The sequence below is a fragment of the Erythrobacter westpacificensis genome (genome assembly GCF_039542285.1).
Classification (GTDB): domain Bacteria; phylum Pseudomonadota; class Alphaproteobacteria; order Sphingomonadales; family Sphingomonadaceae; genus Alteraurantiacibacter; species Alteraurantiacibacter westpacificensis.
On record NZ_BAABHV010000017.1, the window covers coordinates 85398 to 104741 of the forward strand.

Sequence of the window (19344 nt, forward strand, 5' to 3'; positions counted from 1 at the left end):
TGATTGCACAATACCGATAGCATGGGGGCGAAGGAGAGCCCCCATGCCGTCAACCTGCCGTAATTTCGCTGTTTCCCTCGGCGCGCTCGCGATGGCGGCGTGCTCCGCCAACACGTCGCCTGCGCCCGTCAGCTACTCGCAGGTGGACATGAGCGAATACATCATGGCCGCCGTCCTCAGCCCCGCGCGCCCTGCGGAGGACATAGCGCGGGATGAGGCGCGCAAGCCCGAGGAGATCGTGACTTTCGCCAGCGTGCAGCGCGGCGATGTCGTGGCGGAAATCGCGCCCGGCGGCGGCTACTATACGCGCATCCTGTCGCAGACCGTGGGGGCGGAAGGGAAGGTCTATGCCCTGATGCCCGCCTTCTTTGCCAATCGTCCCGGCGGTCTCGATGGAATCAACGCGATTGCCGAGCGGTACGGCAATGTCGAGGTAGTCGTCGTCGAGGGTTACGATACGCTCTCGCTGCCCGAACCGGTCGATCTGGTGTGGACCACGGAGAACTACCACGACCTCGCCAATGGAAACGTCGCGGCTACGAATTCGTGGGCCTACGGTGCGCTGGAGCCGGGCGGTATCTATTTCGTGGAGGACCACGCCGCGCCCGGAACCGGCCTTTCCGCCACGTCCACCTTGCACCGCATCGATCCCGCCGCCGTGCGAGATCAGGTGACGGAAGCGGGTTTTGTGCTGGAGGCAGAGAGCGATCTGCTCCGCAACCCGGCGGACCCGCACGACGCCAGCCCGCGCGATTTTGGCGGCGTGAGCGACAAGTTCGCCCTGCGTTTCAGGAAACCGCGATAATTTTCTTGGGGAAGCGGGAACCAAGCCCGGAAACGGGCATTACGCGATTACAAGGCTGCGCTGTCTCCCTGGCCGACGGGTCAAAGAAGCGCGGCCTTTTTCATGCGCGCTTTCAGCGCGGCATGGTTCCGGCAATGGGTTGGAAAATGGCTCCCCGAGTAGGATTCGAACCTACGGCCAAGTGATTAACAGTCACCTACTCTACCGCTGAGCTATCGGGGAGCAGCCCGAAGGCAGATGGGGCCTATATGGGCCGCGAATCCGTTTGGCAAGGGCCGATTTTCAGGTTTTTCAGGTTACGAACTGTTCGGCCACGATACGCTCGTCCAATGCCTGGTGCGGATCGAACAGGAGCGTCATCTCCATCTCGCGCGCCACCTCGATATGCACCTCGGCCACGTCGCGCACTTCCTTCGAATCGGCCACGGCGGCGACGGGGCGCTTGGCGGGCTCGTTCACGCGGAACCGCACCTTGCTGTGGTCGGGCAGGATGGCCCCGCGCCAGCGCCGCGGGCGGAACGGGCTGATCGGGGTGAGGGCGAGCATGTTCGAATCGAGCGGCAGGATCGGACCGTTTGCCGACAGGTTGTAGGCGGTGGAGCCGACCGGCGTGGAGAGCAGGATGCCGTCGCCCGCCAGTTCCGGGATCCGCACCCGTCCGTTCACGGAAATCTCGATCTTCGCGGTCTGCCGGGTTTCACGCAGCAGGCTGACCTCGTTGATGGCACAGTAGGTGCAGGTCTCGCCGGTCTGCTTGGTGACGGACATGCGCAGCGGCAGGATCGGCATGGCCTTTGCCTCGGCCAGGCGCTGGGTCAGGCCGCTGGCCCCGTGATAGCGGTTCATCAGGAAGCCGACCGTGCCCAGGTTCAGGCCGAAGACCGGGCGGATATTCCCATCGTCGAGCATGTTGTGCAGCGTATCGAGCATGGTGCCATCGCCGCCGAGCGCAATGACGGCGTCGGCCTCATCCTCTGGCACGAAATCGTAGCGTTCGCACAGCTCCTTTGCGGCTCTGCGCGCGCGATCGCTTTGGGAATAGACCAGGCCAAGCTTCTCGAATCTGGGTTGATCGCCTGCCACGAACTGTCTCCTCCCCGTCGCGCTGCGGCTAACTCTATGAAGCGGCGTCCCGATTTGCAACGAGAGTGTCAGTCGGCAAGACATGTGACAACGGTTGGTCCTAGAGGTTCGTCATGGCGATACCCGCACAGATTCACGAACGTCGGCGTCGGATTGACCGTCGCCGCAGCGAACCCCATCCGATCAGCGAAGATCTTGTCGAGGCGTTGAACGATGACGCGGTGCGCATCGTCTTCCAGCCTCAGTTCGCCAGTCCCGACGATGTGTTTACCGGGGCCGAGGCGCTGGCCCGGTGGGATCATCCCGAGCATGGTTCGTTGGCGGGCGATTCGCTGGTGGCGATTGCCCAGGCGGGCGGCATCACGCGCCGTCTGGCCCGGCACATTGCGCGCGCGGCGCTGGAGATTGCCGCGCGCTGGCCGGATACCTTGCGCCTATCGCTGAACGTTACCGCGATGGACCTGTTCGACCGGACATTCGGCGAAGACCTGCTGGCGATGCTGGCGGAAAGCGGATTTCCGCCAGACAGGTTGACGCTGGAGATCACCGAACAGGCACTGGTTGCCGATCTCGACCGCTCTGCGGAGCGACTGCGGGTGTTGGCGGGCCACGGCATCCAGATTGCGCTGGACGATTTTGGGGCAGGCTTCTGCAACTTCCGATATCTCAAAGTTCTGCCGCTCGACGCGCTCAAGCTCGACCGCTCGATGATCGAAGGCGTGGCGGGCGATGCCCGCGATCTGGCGGTGCTGCGCGGGATCGTGGCCATGGCAAAGGCGCTGGATATCGCGGTAATCGCCGAGGGCGTGGAGACCGTGCAGCAGCGCGACGTGGTAAAGGCCGAAGGCTGCGCTGTCTGGCAAGGCTATCTCGGCGGCAAACCCATGTCGGCAAGCCGGTTGCTGACCTTGGTGGGAAGCTAAGCCTTCTTCTTCTTCTCTGCCTTGCGCACGATGCCGCTCAGGCCCTTGGTAAGCTGGAACAGGCCGTTGAGGCGGCTTTGCGGATCGCCCCAGGCGCGGTTGATCTGCAACTTCATGTCTGGGCGCAGCTTTGCCGTGTCTTTCAGCCTGTCGACATAGGCGACGAGGCCCACGGGATCGGGAAAGTTGTTCTCGTGGAACGTCACCAGCGTACCGCGCGCGCCAACCTCGATCTTGGCGATGCAGGCCTTGATCGCCTGCGCCTTGATTTCGATCAGGCGGATGAGGTTCTTGGTCGGCTGCGGCAGCTCGCCGAAGCGGTCGATCATTTCCGCGGCCAATGCTTCGACCTCTCCCTGACCTTCCGCCTGGTTCAGGCGGCGATAGAGCGCCATGCGCACGGCGAGGTCCGGCACGTAGTCCTCGGGAATCATGATCGGCGCATCGACGGTGATCTGCGGGGATAGGCCGGTGCGGTCGGTCTCCAGCCCTGCATCGCCAGCCTTGGCCGCCATGATCGCGTCTTCCAGCATCGACTGGTAGAGTTCGAAGCCCACCTCGCGAATGTGGCCCGATTGCTCGTCGCCCAAGAGGTTGCCCGCGCCGCGAATGTCGAGATCGTGGCTGGCGAGCTGGAAACCCGCGCCCAGCGAATCGAGATCGCCCAGCACTTTCAGGCGCTTCTGCGCCACTTCGCTGAGAGCCGTGTCGGCGGGCGTTGTCAGGTAGGCGTAGGCGCGAATCTTGGAACGGCCCACGCGCCCGCGCAGCTGGTAAAGCTGGGCAAGGCCAAAACGGTCCGCGCGATGGATGATGATGGTGTTGGCGCTGGGCAGATCGAGCCCGCTTTCCACGATGGTGGTCGAGAGCAGCACTTCGTACTTGCCCTCGTAGAAGGCGCTCATCCGTTCCTCGATCTCGCCAGCGCTCATCTGGCCGTGCGCGGCGACGAATTTCACCTCGGGCACGGTCTCGCGCATCCAGTCCTCGAGGCCCGCCATGTCGGAAATGCGCGGCACCACGATGAAGCTCTGCCCGCCGCGATGGTGTTCGCGCAGAAGCGCCTCGCGAATCACCATGTCGTCCCACTCCATCACGTAGGTGCGTACCGCCAGGCGGTCGACCGGCGGGGTCTTGATGGTGGAAAGCTCGCGCAGGCCCGTCATCGCCATCTGCAGGGTGCGCGGGATGGGCGTGGCGGTGAGGGTGAGCACGTGCACGTCGGCGCGAAGCTGCTTCAGCTTCTCCTTGTGCGTCACGCCAAAACGCTGTTCCTCGTCCACGATAACCAGACCGAGGTTCTTGAACTTGGTGTTCTTGGACAGGATCGCGTGGGTGCCGATCACGATATCGATATCGCCGTTGGCAAGGCCGTCGCGCGTGTCCTTCATTTCCTTGGCGGAGACGAGGCGCGAGAGGCGGCCGATCTTGAGCGGGAAGCCGGAGAAACGATCCGAGAAGTTCTGGAAATGCTGGCGGGCGAGCAGGGTGGTGGGGGCCACCATCGCCACCTGCTGCCCGTTCATCGCCGCGACGAAAGCGGCGCGCAGCGCCACTTCGGTCTTGCCGAAGCCTACGTCGCCGCAGACGAGGCGGTCCATCGGCTTGCCGCTCTCGAGGTCGCGCAGCACGTCGGCGATAGCCTGTTCCTGGTCCTCGGTCTCCTCGTACTGGAAACGGTCGAGGAACTGGTTGTAGCTGGCCTCTTCGGCCTCCAGCACCGGGGCCTTGCGCAGGGCGCGTCGGGCGGCGACTTCCATCAGTTCGCCCGCGATGGCGCGGATGCGCTCCTTCAGGCGGGCGCGGCGCTTCTGCCATGCCTCGCCGCCCAGACGGTCCAGCGGCGCGCCTTCCTCGGAAGAGCCGTAGCGCGAGAGGACGTCGAGGTTCTCGACTGGAATGTAGAGCTTGTCACCGCCTGCGTACTCCAGCATCACGCAGTCATGCTGGCTCTTGCCCACGGCGATGGGTTCGAGGCCAAGGTACTTGCCGATGCCGTGATCGATGTGAACCACGAGGTCGCCGCGCGACAGGGCCTGCAATTCGGCGAGGAAGGCGTCGGCGTCCTTCTTTTTCTTGCGGCGGCGCACCAAGCGGTCGCCCAGCAGATCCTGCTCGGTAACGACTTCGATCTCGTCGTTCGCGAAGCCGGTGTCGAGCGGCAGGACCATTGCGGTCGCGCGCCCTTTAGCCGCAGCGCCCAGCGCTTCCTGCCAGGTCTCGGCCAGGCCCACGGGCGTTCCTGCTTCCTCGATGATCGAGGTGATGCGGCTGCGCGAGCCGGTGGAATAGGTCGCCAGCAGCGGTCGCGTTCCGGCTTGCCCCAGTTCCTTGAAGTGCGCGGCTGCGGCTTCGTACACGTTCTTGCCCGCCGAGCGTTCGGGCGTGAAATCGCGGGCGGAGCGGAAGCCAAAGTCGACAACCTTGTCGCTTTCCGGCTCTGCAAAGATCGAGGTGCGGTGGATCGGCCATTCGGCCATCGCGTCGCCGAATTCGCCCTGCGTCAGGTAGAGGGAATCAGGATCGAGCGGACGGTAGCTGCCCTTGGCCTGTCCGGAAATGTCACCGCGCTGGCGATGGTAGTCGGTGATGTCCTTCAGCCGCTCCTCGGCTGCGGGAAGGGCGCCTGCATCGATGACCAGCACATCGTCCTTGCCCAGGTGATCGAACAGCGTGGAAAGGCGATCCTCGAACAGCGGCAGCCAGTGTTCTATGCCCGCCATGCGCCGCCCGTCGCTCACCGCTTCGTAGAGCGGGTCCTGCGTCGCGTGCGCGCCGAACATCTCGCGATAGCGGCTGCGGAAACGCTTGATGCTGTCCTCGTCCAGCAATGCCTCGCTGGCCGGCAGCAGCAGGTGGCTGTCGATGCGTTCGGTCGTGCGCTGGGTATTGGGATCGAAGAGGCGCAGGCTCTCCAGCTCGTCGCCGAAGAAATCGAGGCGCAGGCCCGCTTCCAGCCCGCTGGGATAGATATCGACGATGGAGCCGCGCATGGCGAATTCACCGGTATCCACCACGGTATCGACGCGGGTATAGCCCTGGCGGCGCAGCAGCGCGGCAAGGCTCTCGTGCCCGATCTCGGTGCCCACCTTGAACTCACGCACCGCCTCGCGGATGCGGAAGGGTGTGAGCACGCGTTGCAGCAGCGCATTGATGGTGGTGACGACAAGCTGGTTCGACTTGCTGCCCGATTGCAGAGAATGAAGCGCCGCGAGCCTGCGGGCGCTTACCGAAAGCGCGGGGCTTGCGCGGTCGTAGGGCAGACAGTCCCACGCGGGGAATTCGATCACGTCCAGTTCGGGCGCGAAGAAGTGCGCCGCGTCGGTCACTGCGCGCATCGCGGCATCATCGGGCGCGATGAAGACGGCGCGCTTCCTTGCCGCGCGGGCAAGGTCGGCCAGCACCATGGGCTGTGCCCCGCGCACCACGCTGGCGAGCGTCAGCGGGGACTTGGCTGACAGGATACGGGAAAGATCGGGCATGAAGTCTAGGAAAGGTTCGAAGCGGCTGAGTGGTTCCGCCGCGCCTTGCCCTTAGATCTTCACATAGTCCAGCTTGCGCATGGCATCCATCTGCGGCCCGGCGAATTCCTCCGGCACGGGCTGCGTGCCCAGCGCCCATGCCATCACGTCCACATCGTCGCGGTCCAGCAGAGCTTCGAACCAGGCAAGCCCAGCCTCGTCCCACTCCTCGTGGTAGCGATCGAAGTAGCCGCCGAGCATGTAATCGGCCTCCCGCGTGCCACGGTGCCAGGCGCGGAAACGGGCGCGATTGAGACGGGTGGGAAGATCGGCTTGTGCGGTCATGTGAAAACGGGGCCCCTCAGGCGAGAGGCCCCGTCTAGTCGCTATGGCGCGCCGATCAAGGGTGCGTGTGGGTGTAGAGGGTGGTGGAGCTTTCGATCATCGCGTCCATTTCATCGCCGAGAGCTTCCATCTGCTCCTCGCCGCCGACCATTTCGGTCAGCGCCTCCATGAAGGCAACGCGGCCTGCCGGAGCGTGGCTGTCGAAATTCGCCATCCCGCCCGGAATGTCGGCGACGGTGATGATATCGTAATCGGGGTTCATCATGACCCAGTGAATGGACTGCGGCGCGGCACCCGAAGCTTCGCGAGCGGGGTTGACGTAATTCGTCATTACTTCGAGCCAGCGTTCTTCGTCGGCCCCGTCGGCGAACTTCAGCATGGTTACTGCATAGGTGGTGCGCGGCTCTTCTGCTTCCTGAGCCGCTGAGGGCAGTGCAGCAAGTGACATTGCGGCAGCGCAGGCAATAAAGGTAATCTTTTTCAGCATGGTAAGTCCCCCCGAATACTTTTCCGATTTGGAAAAGTACTTCGCATGAAGCGACCCCGGTCAAGTATTAACACGAATGTTCCTATTCGCCTAAAAATGAAATCCCGCTGGTGGATAAACGGCGCAGGCGGAGCTTCGCATGGGGAAAGCTAGGCGCTAGAGCGGAGAGGCCATGCGCCCGGAAATCCTCATCCCCCTGTTTGCCGAGACCGACGGCCTTGAAGGCATCGGCCCCAAGCTGAAGAAGCCGCTGGAGAAGCTGGGCCTCACCCGCGTGCGCGACGTGCTGTATCACTTGCCGGAGCGTTTCGTGGTGCGCCGCGCGGTCACGGACCTCGACGATGCGAACGTGGGCGAGCAGGTGGTAGTGGCGCTGGACGTTGTGGAGCATCGCGCCAGCCGGTCCCCGCGCGGGCCGTACCGGGTGATGGCAACCGACGCGAAAGGGAACGTCTGCGCACTCACCTATTTCGGGCGCGCAAGCTACACGGCGAAGAAACAATTGCCGGTGGGCGAAAAGCGCTGGGTCGCTGGCCGCCTCGACCAGTACGACCAGATGCTGCAGATCGTGCATCCCGATCACGTGGCGGAAAAGTCGGAGCAGGCAATGGGACAGATGGTGGAGCCGATCTACCGCCTGTCCGAAGGGCTGACCCAGCCGCGCGTGGCCAGCCTTGTCGAACAATCGCTGGACCGCGCGCCGGAGCTGCCCGAATGGATCGACCCCGGCACCTTCCAGCGCGAAGGCTGGCCTTCATGGCGCGAGGCCATTGCCCAAGCGCACAAGGGAGAGAACGGCAAGGCGCGAGACCGGCTCGCCTACGACGAGCTTTTCGCCAATGCGCTGGCGCTGATGCTGGTGCGCGAAAGCAACCGCAAGCGGCGGGGCCAGCCGTTGCAGGGTGACGGGCACTTGCGCGACAAGCTGCAATTGCCGTTCCCTCTTACGGGTGCGCAACGCCGCAGCATCGACGAGATCTCTGGCGACATGGCACAAAGCTCTCCCATGCTGCGCCTGCTTCAGGGCGACGTCGGCGCGGGCAAGACCGTGGTGGCGCTGGAATCGATGCTGGTGGCGGTGGAAGCGGGCGCACAGGCTGCAATGCTTGCCCCCACCGAACTGCTCGCCCGCCAGCATTTCGAAACGCTACGCGACATGGCGCGACCGACCGGCGTGGAGATCGCGTTGCTGACGGGACGCGACAAAGGCAGGGCGCGCGAGTCCATCCTGATGGGCCTGCTCGATGGCTCTATCGACATCGTCGTGGGCACCCATGCGATTTTCCAGCAGAGCGTGGCCTACAAGAACCTCGGCCTGGTGGTGATCGACGAGCAGCACCGCTTCGGCGTGTCGCAGCGCCTGATGCTGGCGCAGAAGGGGCGCGTCACGCCGCACACGCTGGCGATGACGGCAACGCCGATCCCGCGCACGCTGGTGCTGGCCAACCACGGCGAGATGGAGGTCAGCCGCCTCGACGAATTGCCGCCGGGTCGGCAGGCGATCGACACCCGCGTGCTGCCGATAGACCGGCTGGAGGACATCGTTGCCGCCGTCGGTCGGCATGTCGAAAGCGGCCAGCAGGCCTACTGGGTCTGCCCCATGGTGCGCGACAGCGAAACGATGGACGACGATATCGCCGCCGCCGAAGCGCGCTTTGCGGGGCTGAAGGAGCGGTTCGGCGAGGACGTCGTACTCGTTCACGGCCAGCTCGCGCCCGAGCAGAAGGACGCGGGCATGGCGCGCTTCGCCGCGGGCGAGGCGAAGATACTGGTCGCCACCACGGTGATCGAGGTGGGCGTCGACGTGCCGAATGCCACGCTCATGGTGATCGAGCAGGCCGAACGCTTCGGGCTTGCCCAGCTCCACCAGTTGCGCGGTCGCGTGGGGCGAGGCAGCGAGAAATCGACCTGCCTGCTGCTGCGCTCCAGCGAACTGAGCGAGACGGGCAGGAAGCGCCTCGAACTGATGAAGAGCAGCCAGGACGGCTTCCTGCTGGCCGAGGAAGACCTGAAACTGCGCGGCGGCGGGGAATTGCTCGGCACGCGGCAGAGCGGGGAGGAAGGCTTCTCCATCGCCACGCTGGAACAGGTGACCAAGCTGCTGGAAATGGCCAACGCCGATGCCAAGATGCTGGTGGAACAACAGGGCGGCCTGGCGAACCCCGAGCGCGGCGAAGCGGCGCGCACGGTGCTCTATCTGCTGGAGCGCGACTGGGGCGTGCAGACCCTGCGCGGCGGATAAGGCGAAAATACCCGATTGCGCGGCGCGAAAATCGGCGTAATCAACGCGTTCCGGCTGGTCGAGCAGGAAGGGCCTGCTGCAAGCCTGGTGGAATTCTCCATTATATGATCTTTGACCGGGTCAAACCGCTCGATGCCATCCTCGCGACGGCACAGCGCAAATCCCTGCATCGTTCGCTCTCTGGCCTCCAGCTCATGCTGTTCGGCATCGGATGTATCATCGGCACCGGCATTTTCGTACTGACGGCCGCCGGGGCGCAAAAGGCCGGACCGGGCCTGATGCTGGCCTTCGTCATCGCCGGGGCCGTCTGCATCGTTGCCGCCCTGTGTTATGCCGAGGTTGCCGCGATGATCCCGGTGGCGGGATCGGCCTATACCTACAGCTATGCCTCCATGGGCGAGTTCCTTGCCTGGACCGTGGGCTGGGCGCTGATCCTGGAATATGCCGTGGCGGCCAGCGCCGTGTCCGTCGGGTGGTCGGGCTATTTCAGCGGGACCATATTGCAGGAATTCTTCGGGATAACCCTGCCGCCGTGGCTCGCCGCAGGGCCGCTTTCGCTTGGCGGCGCGCCGGGCGGGTTCATCAACCTGCCCGCCCTCGTGATCGCCCTGCTCGTTACCTGGCTGCTGATGATCGGCACCAGCGAGAGTGCCAAGGTCAACGCCGTGCTCGTGGCGATCAAGGTGGCTGCACTGACGGCCTTTATCGCCCTCACGCTCACAAGTCCTGAATTCGATGCCGAGCGTTTCAATCCTTTCCTGCCCGCAGGGTTCGGCGGCAGCTTCGGCAGCGGCCTTGGCGCGGTGGGCGCGGCGGCGACGATCTTCTTCGCCTATGTCGGCTTCGATGCCGTCTCGACGGCGGCGGAGGAAACGAAGGACCCGCAGAAGAACGTGCCTTTCGGCCTCATCGGCTCGCTGCTGTTCTGCACCGTGTTCTATATCCTCGTTGCAGCAGGCGCGATCGGCACTATCGGCGGGCAGCCGATCATGGGGCCGGACGGAATTCCCTTCCCGGCAGGCAGCGAGGAGCTGGCCCGCCAGTGCGCCATGCCGCAATATGCCGCCGCGCTGGTGTGTTCGGACGAGGCGCTGGCCCACGTCCTGCGCCAGATCGGCTTCTCCGGCATCGGCAACATGCTGGGTATCGCGGCCTTCCTCGCGCTGCCATCGGTCATCCTCGTGCTGATCTTCGCGCAGACGCGCATCTTCTTCGTGATGAGCCGCGACGGCTTGCTGCCCGAACGCCTCAGCGCCGTGCACCCGCGCTGGAAGACGCCGCACATCGTAACGATGATGACGGGCCTCGTGGTGGCCATCGGCGCGGCGTTCTTCCCGGTCGGCCTGCTGGCGGACTATGCCAACGCGGGCACGCTCTACGCCTTCTTCATGGTGGCCGTGACCGTGATGGTACTGCGCCGCAAGGACCCGGCCCGCCACCGGCCGTTCCGCATGATGGGCGTCTGGATCGTCGCGCCGCTGACGCTCGCGGGCTGCCTCTACCTCTATCTCAACCTGCCGTGGCAGGCGATTGCCGTGCTTCCGGCCTGGGGCCTGATCGGGGTGCTGATCTACCTCGGCTACAGCCGCAGGCGCAGTCACCTGGGCCGCGGTATCGTGGAAGTGGTGGACGATGTCGCAGGGGAGGAAACGATGGTCCCCATCCATCCCCCGGCGCAGGGCAGCTGAGGGGCGGCATAGCTTGCCAAGCGCGCATGCGTCGCTAGTCTCCTGCGAAACCAGTTTTCGCAGGAGTCCCCGCCATAATGAACCGCCTCATCGCGACCACCGCGCTCGCCCTCGCTCTTGCCGTGCCGCAGGCGGCTTTCGCCCAGGATGCCGAGGAGGATTTCACCGAGCTGCGCGAGGAGGTGTGGCAGTGGACGCTGGACAATTCGCCGTGGCTCACCACCAGCATCGGCGACCGGCGCAACGACGGCGAGCTGGACGATCCCTCGCTAGAGGGGTTCGAGGAGCGACTGGGCGAAACGCGCGAATTCCTTGCCCGCCTCGAAGTCATAGACGCTGAGGCGCTGCCCGATAACCTCGCCATCGATTACGCGCTTATGGCGCGCGATTTTCGCGATACGCTGGAAGCGGCCGAGTTCGATCACACCCGCTACATCACCTTCACCAACCGTGGCGGGCCGCAGGGCGCGATCTCGAGCTTGCCGTATTCCTCTCCGCTGTTCACGGTGGCCGATTACGACAGCTACCTTTCGCGGATCGAGGCTTTCCCCGAATATATTCAGGCATTTATCGCCCGCAATGAAGGCGGTATCGAACGCGGGCTGACCCAGCCTTGCGAACCGATGGAGGGCTACGAAGCTTCCGTGGCAGGGCTGATCGCGGAAAGCCCGGAGGATTCGGTCTGGTGGCAGGCGTTCGAAACGCGCCCCTCCGCCATTTCGGAAAGCGACTGGGCCGACCTGCAGGTGCGGGCGCGAACGGCAATCAGCGAAGGCGCGTTCGAAGGGCTGGGCACATTCCTGGAATACTACGAGGAAGACTACGCGCCCAACTGCCGCGCCGGAGCCTCGCCCGGCATCGGCGAAACCCCCGGCGGGCAGGAATACTACGCCTACCGCGTGCGCAGCTTCACCACGACCGAGATGACTCCGCAGGAGGTGCACGACCTCGGCCTGTCGGAAGTGGCGCGCATCAGTGCGGAGATGGAAGCCGTCGCCGCAGAAGCGGGTTTCGACACGCGCGAAGCCTTCATCGAGCACCTGCGCACCGATCCGCAGTATTACCCGACCGACGAGGAAAGCTATCTCGAATACACCGCCGCGCTGGCGAAAGAGATCGACGGGTGGATGCCGCGCCTGTTCGGCACGCTGCCGCGTCTGCCTTACACGGTGCAGCCAATTCCGGCGGCCAGCGCGCCGGGCAACACCACGGCCTATTACGAAAGCGGCTCCATCGCGACGGGGCAGCCGGGCATCTACCGCCTGAACCTGACCGAGCTTGACAAGCGACCGCTTTGGGAATTGCCTGCCCTGGGCGTGCATGAAGCGGTGCCGGGGCATCACCACCAGATCGCCTTGCAGCAGGAACTCGATATCCACCCGCTGCGGGCGAACGGCACCTTCTTCACCGTTTTCGTCGAGGGCTGGGGGCTTTATTCCGAACGGCTCGGTATCGAGATGGGTCTCTACGATACGCCCGCGAAGGAAATGGGGCGTCTGTCCTACGAGATGTGGCGCGCATCGCGGCTGGTGGTGGATACGGGCATCCATGCTCTTGGTTGGACGCGGCAGGAGGCAGTCGATTTTATGTTGGAGAACACCGCGCTTTCGCCCGGCAATATCAGTGCAGAGGTCAACCGCTACATCACCTGGCCAGGGCAGGCGCTGGCCTATAAGCTGGGCGAGCTGAAGATCCGCGAACTGCGCACCCGCGCCGAGGAAGCGCTGGGCGATGAATTCGACCTGCGCGCCTTCCATGATACCGTGCTGGAAAACGGTTCGGTCCCGCTCGACGTCCTCGAAGCCCACGTGGACGAATGGATCGCGGCCGAACTGGCGGCCTAGGCTTTCCTACTTCGCGGGAGATCGGAAAGGGTGGGGACATGCTGTTTCCCATCCTCTCCGCCGCAGAAATCCGGGCTGCGGGGCCTCCCGGCTTTTTGGAGCCAGGACAGTGTTCCATGTGTTCCAGGTTAGTTGGAAAGACGGGTAATCGGGGAGTTGCCGCCGGTTCATCTTGCCTGCCCTACGCCGCGCCCCTAAACGGCACCCAGTTCTCGATACAAGGCGTTAGTCCTCAAAGTGATCCTCTCCCCATTCGAATGGACCATTGCCAAACGCTACATGCTGCCGGGACGCAGCGAGGCGGTGATTGCGCTGGTGGCGGGCATTTCCATCACCGTGGTCATGCTGTCCGTCGCCATGCTCGTCATCGTGATGAGCGTGATGAACGGCTTCCGCGCCGAACTGCTGGACCGCATCACCGGACTGAACGGCCATGCGGTGGTGCAGGCATACGGCGGAAGGCTCGAAAACTGGGAGGATGTGCTGGAGGAAGTGCGCAGCACGCCGGGCGTGGTCGAGGCATCGCCGCTGATCGAACAGCCCTTGCTCGCGACCTACAACGGCAGGGCCGAAGGCATCTTCGTGCGCGGCAACACGCCTGAAGACCTTGAGGACATGGCCGAGAACGTGCTGGTCGGCGACATGTCCACGCTGCAACCGGGCGCGCGCAACGTCGCTATCGGCTCCCGCCTGCAGCAGAACCTGGGTATCCGGGTGGGCGACACGATCACCATCATCAATCCGCAAGGCCGCCCGACACCCTTCGGCACCGTGCCGCGGCAGATCGGCTACACCGTTACCGCCGTGTTCGAAGTGGGCCTCTACGACTTTGACGAACGCTTCGTTGTCATGCCGATACCCGAGGCGCAGACACTGCTGATGATCGGCGATTCGATCTCCATGATCGAGGTGCAGACCGAAGACGCGGACCGCGTGAACGAGATCCTCGCCCCTGTTGCCGAAAGCCTTTCCGGCCGCGCCGTGGTGACGGGGTGGCAGGACATGAACGCCAGCCTGTTCGAGGCATTGCAGGTGGAACGGGTCGCCATGGCCTTTGCGCTCGGCATCATCGTACTGGTGGCGGCGTTCAACATCCTCTCCTCGCTGGTGATGCTGGTGCGATCGAAGACGCGCGACATCGCCATCATGCGAACCATGGGCGCGACGCGGCGAAGCCTGCTCAAGATATTCGTCACCACCGGCTCCATCGTCGGCGTGATCGGCACGCTGTCGGGCGTCTCGCTCGGCCTGCTGGTGCTGCTTTTCCGCCAACCCATCGTGGAGGGGATCAGCACTGTCTTCGGCGTCGAACTGTGGGATCCTTCGGTGCGCTTTCTGACAGAACTGCCAGCGCGAACCGACCCGATAGAGGTGCTGGTGATTGCCGGGGCCGCCATGGGCCTCTCGTTCCTTGCAACGCTTTACCCGGCGTATCGCGCATCGAACACCGATCCTGTTGAGGTGCTGCGTTATGAATAGTCCGGCACCCGTAATTGCCCTGCGCAACCTGACGCGCAGCTTCGAACAGGGCGGCGTGCGTATCGACGTGCTGCGCGGTGCGAACCTGGAAATTGCGCCGGGAGAGATCGTGGCGCTGCTCGGCCCTTCCGGTTCGGGCAAGTCCACGCTGTTGCAGGCTGTCGGCCTGCTGGAAGGTGGGTTCTCCGGCCAGATCCAGCTCGCAGGCACCGAAGCGAGCGATCTCGATGCCGCCGGTCGCACGACATTGCGCCGTGAGCACCTCGGCTTCGTCTACCAGTTCCACCACCTGCTGCCCGATTTCAACGCGCGCGAGAACGTGGTGCTGCCTCAACTGCTACTCGGCACGAAACGCAAGGATGCCGAGGCGAGGGCGGACGAATTGCTGACGGCGCTCGGGCTGGAACACCGGCTCGATCACCGTCCAAGCCAGCTCTCTGGCGGTGAGCAGCAGCGCGTCGCCGTGGCGCGCGCCTTAGCCAATCGGCCCAAGCTGGTGCTGGCGGACGAGCCGACCGGCAACCTCGACGAGAAAACCTCCGACCGCGTGCTGTCCGAATTCCTCGAACTGGTGCGCGAGCAGGGCAGCTCCGCGCTTGTCGCTACCCACAACGAGCGGCTTGCTGCGCGGATGGACCGGGTGGTCCGCCTGCACGAAGGGCGCATCGAATAGGGAAACCGGCGGGCGGCCCGGGCGTTGAATGGATAAAGGAGGATTTTCCATGACCGACCATCCCAGCACTTACAGAGCGGAAGACACGCATCGCCCCGGTATCCAGTGGGACGACCGCGCGTTCCTGCACCATGCCGGAGACGGCGGCGGCGTGCTGGATGGCGCGAAGTCCATTCGTGACGGCACCTTCGCAGACATGATCCGCCACATCATGATGATGCCGGAAGACAGCCGGAAAAACTACTACATCCAGAAAGCCGGCGACCGGAAATTCGAATACCAGGAGATCGTGAATCTCTACAACAGCGAGACCTTCCCGAGCGACGATTGATCCGCGGGTTGGCCGGGGCAGCGCAAGTCTCATGCCCGGTGTCGCCTACCGGCCAAAGTCCGGGTAACTTTCGTACGGCCCCTCGGGGATACACAGCGTAAACATCCCCCGAGGACCTGCATTGCTCGAAGCACTGAACACCTGGATCCTGGCGCAAGGCGCACAGTACAATGTGAACCCCTATATCTTCGGGGCGATCTACATCGGCGCCATCCCGTTTTTCTTCGCCTCCATCGCTTGGCTGGTGAAGCGGGCAAGGGCCGGGCGGTCCACCGTTGCGCCCACCATGCTGGCTGGTTTCTTCTTCGTATCCGCCTACATTTACCTCGCCGTTTTCGGACAGGATATCCCGCTGTGGGTGTGGATTTTTCTCGCGGCCCTGATCGTATACGGTGCCTGGTCAACCATCCGCGACACCCGCCGGAAAATCGCCGCTGCAAAGGCGGAGGATGCGGGGGACAGCGCGACCTGATCGCTTGGCGAATCCGGTGCGAATGCGCATATTGCGTCGATGCCGTTTTCGCCTTTCGTCCCCCTTCGCGTGCTTTCCAGTTATTCCATGCTGGAGGGCGCGATCGATCCCAAGGCGATCGCGAAGCTGGCGAAGGAGAAGGGCTTTCCCGCCATCGCCATCTGTGATCGCAATGGACTGTACGGTTCCAGCATGTTTGCCGGGGCCTGCAAGGGGGAGGGCGTCCAGCCAATCGTGGGCACACTGCTTGGCGTGCTTGCTGACGATGGTGAGACCGTCGATCATTTGCCGCTGTTTGCGCAGGACGAGGATGGCTGGAACAATCTGTGCCACCTCGTCTCAGCCGCGCACCTCGATCGCCCGCTGGAGCGCATTCCGCACGTCGGCATGGGCGAGTTCGAAGGGCATACCGACGGCCTGATCGCGCTGAGCGGCGCGAGCGAAGGGGCGATCACGCGCCTTATGGCCGACGGCAAGGAGCGCAAGGCGCACGAACTGGCTGATCGGCTGTCCGCCCTGTTCCCGTCGCGGTTCTACATAGAGTTGGCCCGGCGCGGCAATCCGGTGGAGGAAGCGGCGGAAGAGGGGCTGATCGAACTTGCCTATGCCAAGAACCTGCCGCTCGTCGCCACTAACCCTGCCAATTTCGCAGAACCGCACATGCACAGCGCGCACGACGCCATGCTTTGCATCGCCAATTCCAGCCAGATCGACAGCGACGACAGGCCGACCTCCAATCCGGAAGCCTACGTCAAGTCGGCGTCGACGATGGAAGAGCTGTTCGCGGACCTGCCCGAAGCCACGCAGAACACGCTGGTCATCGCCCAGCGCTGCGCCTTCGCTCCGCCGCGTCGCAAGCCGATCCTGCCCAGCCTCGCAGGCGACCTTGAGGGCGAGGAACGTATGCTGGAGGAAGATGCGCGCCGTGGCCTCGCTGCGCGACTGGAGCAGTACGAGGAGCTCTCCGACGCGGAACTGAAGACCTACACCGACCGGCTCGATTACGAAGTCGGCATCATCAAGAACATGGGTTTTCCCGGTTACTTCCTGATCGTTGCCGATTTCATCAAGTGGGCAAAGGCGCAACGGATTCCGGTCGGTCCGGGCCGTGGTTCTGGTGCCGGTTCGCTGGTCGCATGGGCGCTGACGATTACCGACCTCGACCCCATTCGTCTCGGCCTGCTGTTCGAACGCTTCCTGAACCCGGAACGCGTTTCGATGCCAGACTTCGATATCGACTTCTGCGAAACGCGGCGCAGCGAAGTGATCCGATACGTGCAAGAGCGTTACGGCAAGGACAAGGTCGCCCAGATCATCACCTTCGGCAAGATGAAGGCGCGCGCCGTGCTGCGCGATACGGGCCGCATCCTGCAGATGCCCTATGGCCAGGTGGACCGGCTCACCAAGATGGTGCCCAACCACCCGACCGATCCGTGGACCTTGCCGCGCACGCTGAACGGTGCCGCCGACTTCAAGCGCGAGTACGACAACGACAACGAGGTGAAGCGCCTCGTCGATCTCGCCATGCAGCTAGAGGGTTTCCCGCGAAACTCTTCCACCCACGCGGCGGGCGTGGTCATCGGGGATCGTCCGCTCAGCCAGTTGGTCCCGCTCTATCGCGACCCGCGTTCGGACATGCCGGTGACGCAGTTCGACATGAAGCACGTGGAGGATTCTGGCCTTGTGAAGTTCGACTTCCTCGGCCTGAAGACCCTCTCCGTCCTGCGCAAGGCGGTGGACCTGCTCAAGCGGCGCAATATTACCATCGATCTCGATACCCTGGCCTGGGACGATCCCGGCGTGTTCGACCTGCTCAAGCGCGGTGACACGGTGGGCGTGTTCCAGCTGGAATCGGAAGGCATGCGTCGCACGCTGACGGCGGTAAAGCCAACCAAGTTCGAGGATATCATCGCGCTGGTCTCGCTCTACCGGCCCGGCCCGATGGACAACATCCCCAGCTTCGGCAAGCGCAAGGCTGGCGAGGAAGAGATCATCTACCCGCACGAGAAACTCGCGGGCATCTTGGAAGAGACCTACGGCATCTTCGTCTACCAGGAACAGGTGATGCAGGCCGCCCAGATCCTGGCGGGATATTCGCTTGGGGACGCAGACTTGCTGCGCCGCGCGATGGGCAAGAAGATCCAGGCCGAGATGGATGCGCAGCGCCTACGCTTCTGCGAAGGATGCAAGGAAGTCAGCGGGATCGAGAAGGACGAAGCCAACCGCCTGTTCGATTTGATCGACAAGTTTGCAGGCTACGGTTTCAACAAGTCGCACGCTGCCGCCTACGCCTTGCTCAGCTACCAGACGGCCTGGCTGAAAGCGCATTACCCGGAAGAGTTCTACGCTGCGTCCATGTGCTTCGACATGCACCAGTCGGAAAAGCTGGCGGTCTTCGTCGACGATGCACGGCGCAACGGGGTGGAACTTTTGCCGCCCGACATCACGCGGTCCGAAGCGGAATTCTGCGTCGAGGAAACCGATACCGGCCATGCCGTTCGCTATGCGCTGGCAGGAATTCGCAACGTGGGTGAGCGGGCGATGGAAATGGTCGTGGCCGAACGGGAGGCGCACGGTCCGTTCGAAAGCCTGCAGGACGTATTCAAGCGCCTTCCCGCCGGTTCGATGAACCGCAAGCAGCTCGAAGGTCTGGCTGGGGCGGGTGCATTCGACAGGTTCGAGCCGAACCGGGCGAAAGTCTTGGCAAATGCCGACATGTTGCTTGCCGTGACTGATGCCGCCAATCGTGAGCGCAGCAGCGGGCAGGCCGGGCTGTTCGGCGGTGAGGACGACGTTGAGCCAGACCTGCGGCTTGTGGATGCAGAGGCTTGGCCGAGGTCCGAGCAGATGAACGTCGAGAAGGACGTATTCGGGTTCTACTTCGCTGCCCATCCGGTGCAGGAATTCCGCGAGGTCGCCTCCGCCAACGGCGCGCGCAGCTATGTCGCACTGATGGAGGGCGGGGTCGACGGCGGTCGCGCTCCGGCTGTCATGGCTGCGATGGTCGAAAGCGTGAACAAGGGCCGCACGAAGCGCGGCGCGGAGTTCATCCGCGCCGATTTCTCCGACTCGTCCGGCCAGTTCAGTGCAGCCTGCTTCGAGGAATCGCTGGTCGACAGTTTTGTGCAGTGGGCGCAAGACGGCACCTGCGTTCTGCTCAACGTTGAACTCGACTCGCCCAATCCCGACGATCCGCCGCGCGTTACCGTGCGCGGGGCGCGCCCGCTTTCGGAAGTGAAGAGCTCGGCAAAGATGCAACTGACGGCCGACGTTCACCAGCCCGATGCGATTGCCGCTCTCGCGGAAATCCTGGAGATCGGTCGCGCGGGCCACGGTGAAGTCGTTCTTCACCTGCGACTTGGCGAGGACCACGAGCCGAAGATGTTGCTGGGAAGCGACTACAAGCTGGGTGGTGACATGGTAGACAAGCTGTCTGCCATTCCGGGCCTCAGCAATGTGGCGCTAACTCCAATTCGCGGCGTTGGACACTTGCGGCTCGTCGCATAGGATA

General features: G+C 63.8%; 14 protein-coding genes and 1 tRNA gene. 10 read left to right on the forward strand and 5 right to left on the reverse strand.

The genetic code is table 11. The annotated features are described in order from the left end of the window. Positions 1–43 precede the first annotated feature (43 nt). The gene (locus ABFX23_RS11325; protein ID WP_346033157.1) at positions 44–805 is read left to right on the forward strand and encodes a class I SAM-dependent methyltransferase; all 762 of its coding nucleotides are present in this window, start codon (positions 44–46) and stop codon (positions 803–805) included. 147 nt (positions 806–952) lie between these two features. On the opposite strand, the gene ABFX23_RS11330 is transcribed toward ABFX23_RS11325, so the two are convergent. Next, a tRNA-Asn gene (locus tag ABFX23_RS11330) sits at positions 953–1027 on the reverse strand. A 69-nt stretch (positions 1028–1096) separates the two neighbouring features. Continuing rightward, the gene (locus ABFX23_RS11335) at positions 1097–1888 is read right to left on the reverse strand and encodes an NAD kinase (RefSeq protein WP_346033158.1); all 792 of its coding nucleotides are present in this window, start codon (positions 1886–1888) and stop codon (positions 1097–1099) included. Positions 1889–2001: 113 nt separating this feature from the next. Between ABFX23_RS11335 and ABFX23_RS11340 the strand changes: the two genes are divergently transcribed. Continuing rightward, positions 2002–2811, forward strand: a complete 810-nt coding sequence (locus ABFX23_RS11340; RefSeq protein ID WP_346033159.1) for an EAL domain-containing protein — start codon at positions 2002–2004, stop codon at positions 2809–2811. Here the strand turns inward: ABFX23_RS11340 and mfd are convergent. From mfd to ABFX23_RS11355, 3 genes are read right to left on the reverse strand one after another with little or no spacing between them, the layout of a single operon-like run. Then, positions 2808–6293, reverse strand: coding sequence for a transcription-repair coupling factor (gene mfd, locus ABFX23_RS11345; RefSeq protein WP_346033160.1), 3486 nt, complete (start codon positions 6291–6293; stop codon positions 2808–2810). The genes ABFX23_RS11340 and mfd overlap by 4 nt on opposite strands. Before the next feature lie 51 nt (positions 6294–6344). Next, the gene (locus ABFX23_RS11350) at positions 6345–6617 is read right to left on the reverse strand and encodes an FAD assembly factor SdhE (protein WP_346033161.1); all 273 of its coding nucleotides are present in this window, start codon (positions 6615–6617) and stop codon (positions 6345–6347) included. Positions 6618–6672: 55 nt separating this feature from the next. Then, positions 6673–7065 carry a hypothetical protein gene (locus tag ABFX23_RS11355; protein WP_346033162.1) on the reverse strand — a complete coding sequence of 131 codons (393 nt, stop codon included), beginning with the start codon at positions 7063–7065 and terminating at the stop codon, positions 6673–6675. Between the two features lie 211 nt (positions 7066–7276). Between ABFX23_RS11355 and recG the strand changes: the two genes are divergently transcribed. The 8 genes from recG (at position 7277) to dnaE (ending at position 19340) form a co-directional block, all read left to right on the forward strand. After that, a complete protein-coding gene (gene recG, locus ABFX23_RS11360) occupies positions 7277–9346 on the forward strand; it encodes an ATP-dependent DNA helicase RecG (protein WP_346033163.1) in 2070 nt (689 codons plus the stop codon). Positions 9347–9450: 104 nt separating this feature from the next. Then, positions 9451–11034, forward strand: coding sequence for an amino acid permease (locus ABFX23_RS11365; RefSeq protein ID WP_346033164.1), 1584 nt, complete (start codon positions 9451–9453; stop codon positions 11032–11034). Between the two features lie 77 nt (positions 11035–11111). Next, positions 11112–12878 carry a DUF885 domain-containing protein gene (locus ABFX23_RS11370; protein ID WP_346033165.1) on the forward strand — a complete coding sequence of 589 codons (1767 nt, stop codon included), beginning with the start codon at positions 11112–11114 and terminating at the stop codon, positions 12876–12878. Between the two features lie 237 nt (positions 12879–13115). Continuing rightward, entirely contained in the window at positions 13116–14357 is a 1242-nt protein-coding gene (locus tag ABFX23_RS11375; protein WP_346033166.1) for a lipoprotein-releasing ABC transporter permease subunit, read from the forward strand. After that, positions 14350–15030, forward strand: a complete 681-nt coding sequence (locus ABFX23_RS11380; protein ID WP_346033167.1) for an ABC transporter ATP-binding protein — start codon at positions 14350–14352, stop codon at positions 15028–15030. Before ABFX23_RS11375 ends, ABFX23_RS11380 begins: the two co-directional genes overlap by 8 nt. 49 nt (positions 15031–15079) lie before the next feature. Then, the gene (locus tag ABFX23_RS11385; RefSeq protein ID WP_346033168.1) at positions 15080–15361 is read left to right on the forward strand and encodes a hypothetical protein; all 282 of its coding nucleotides are present in this window, start codon (positions 15080–15082) and stop codon (positions 15359–15361) included. A 121-nt stretch (positions 15362–15482) separates the two neighbouring features. Then, the gene (locus ABFX23_RS11390; protein ID WP_346033169.1) at positions 15483–15833 is read left to right on the forward strand and encodes a hypothetical protein; all 351 of its coding nucleotides are present in this window, start codon (positions 15483–15485) and stop codon (positions 15831–15833) included. 39 nt (positions 15834–15872) lie between these two features. Then, positions 15873–19340: a DNA polymerase III subunit alpha gene (dnaE, locus tag ABFX23_RS11395; RefSeq protein ID WP_346033170.1), complete on the forward strand. Its 3468-nt coding sequence runs from the start codon at positions 15873–15875 to the stop codon at positions 19338–19340. Positions 19341–19344 lie beyond the last annotated feature (4 nt).

Coding starts and splice junctions, on each gene's coding strand:
- ABFX23_RS11325 (WP_346033157.1), top strand. CDS start 44: ATGCCGTCAACCTGCCGTAATTTCGCTGTTTCCCTCGGCGCGCTCGCG.
- ABFX23_RS11340 (WP_346033159.1), top strand. CDS start 2,002: ATGGCGATACCCGCACAGATTCACGAACGTCGGCGTCGGATTGACCGT.
- mfd (WP_346033160.1), bottom strand. CDS start 6,293: ATGCCCGATCTTTCCCGTATCCTGTCAGCCAAGTCCCCGCTGACGCTC.
- ABFX23_RS11350 (WP_346033161.1), bottom strand. CDS start 6,617: ATGACCGCACAAGCCGATCTTCCCACCCGTCTCAATCGCGCCCGTTTC.
- ABFX23_RS11355 (WP_346033162.1), bottom strand. CDS start 7,065: ATGTCACTTGCTGCACTGCCCTCAGCGGCTCAGGAAGCAGAAGAGCCG.
- recG (WP_346033163.1), top strand. CDS start 7,277: ATGCGCCCGGAAATCCTCATCCCCCTGTTTGCCGAGACCGACGGCCTT.
- ABFX23_RS11365 (WP_346033164.1), top strand. CDS start 9,451: ATGATCTTTGACCGGGTCAAACCGCTCGATGCCATCCTCGCGACGGCA.
- ABFX23_RS11370 (WP_346033165.1), top strand. CDS start 11,112: ATGAACCGCCTCATCGCGACCACCGCGCTCGCCCTCGCTCTTGCCGTG.
- ABFX23_RS11380 (WP_346033167.1), top strand. CDS start 14,350: ATGAATAGTCCGGCACCCGTAATTGCCCTGCGCAACCTGACGCGCAGC.
- ABFX23_RS11385 (WP_346033168.1), top strand. CDS start 15,080: ATGACCGACCATCCCAGCACTTACAGAGCGGAAGACACGCATCGCCCC.
- dnaE (WP_346033170.1), top strand. CDS start 15,873: ATGCCGTTTTCGCCTTTCGTCCCCCTTCGCGTGCTTTCCAGTTATTCC.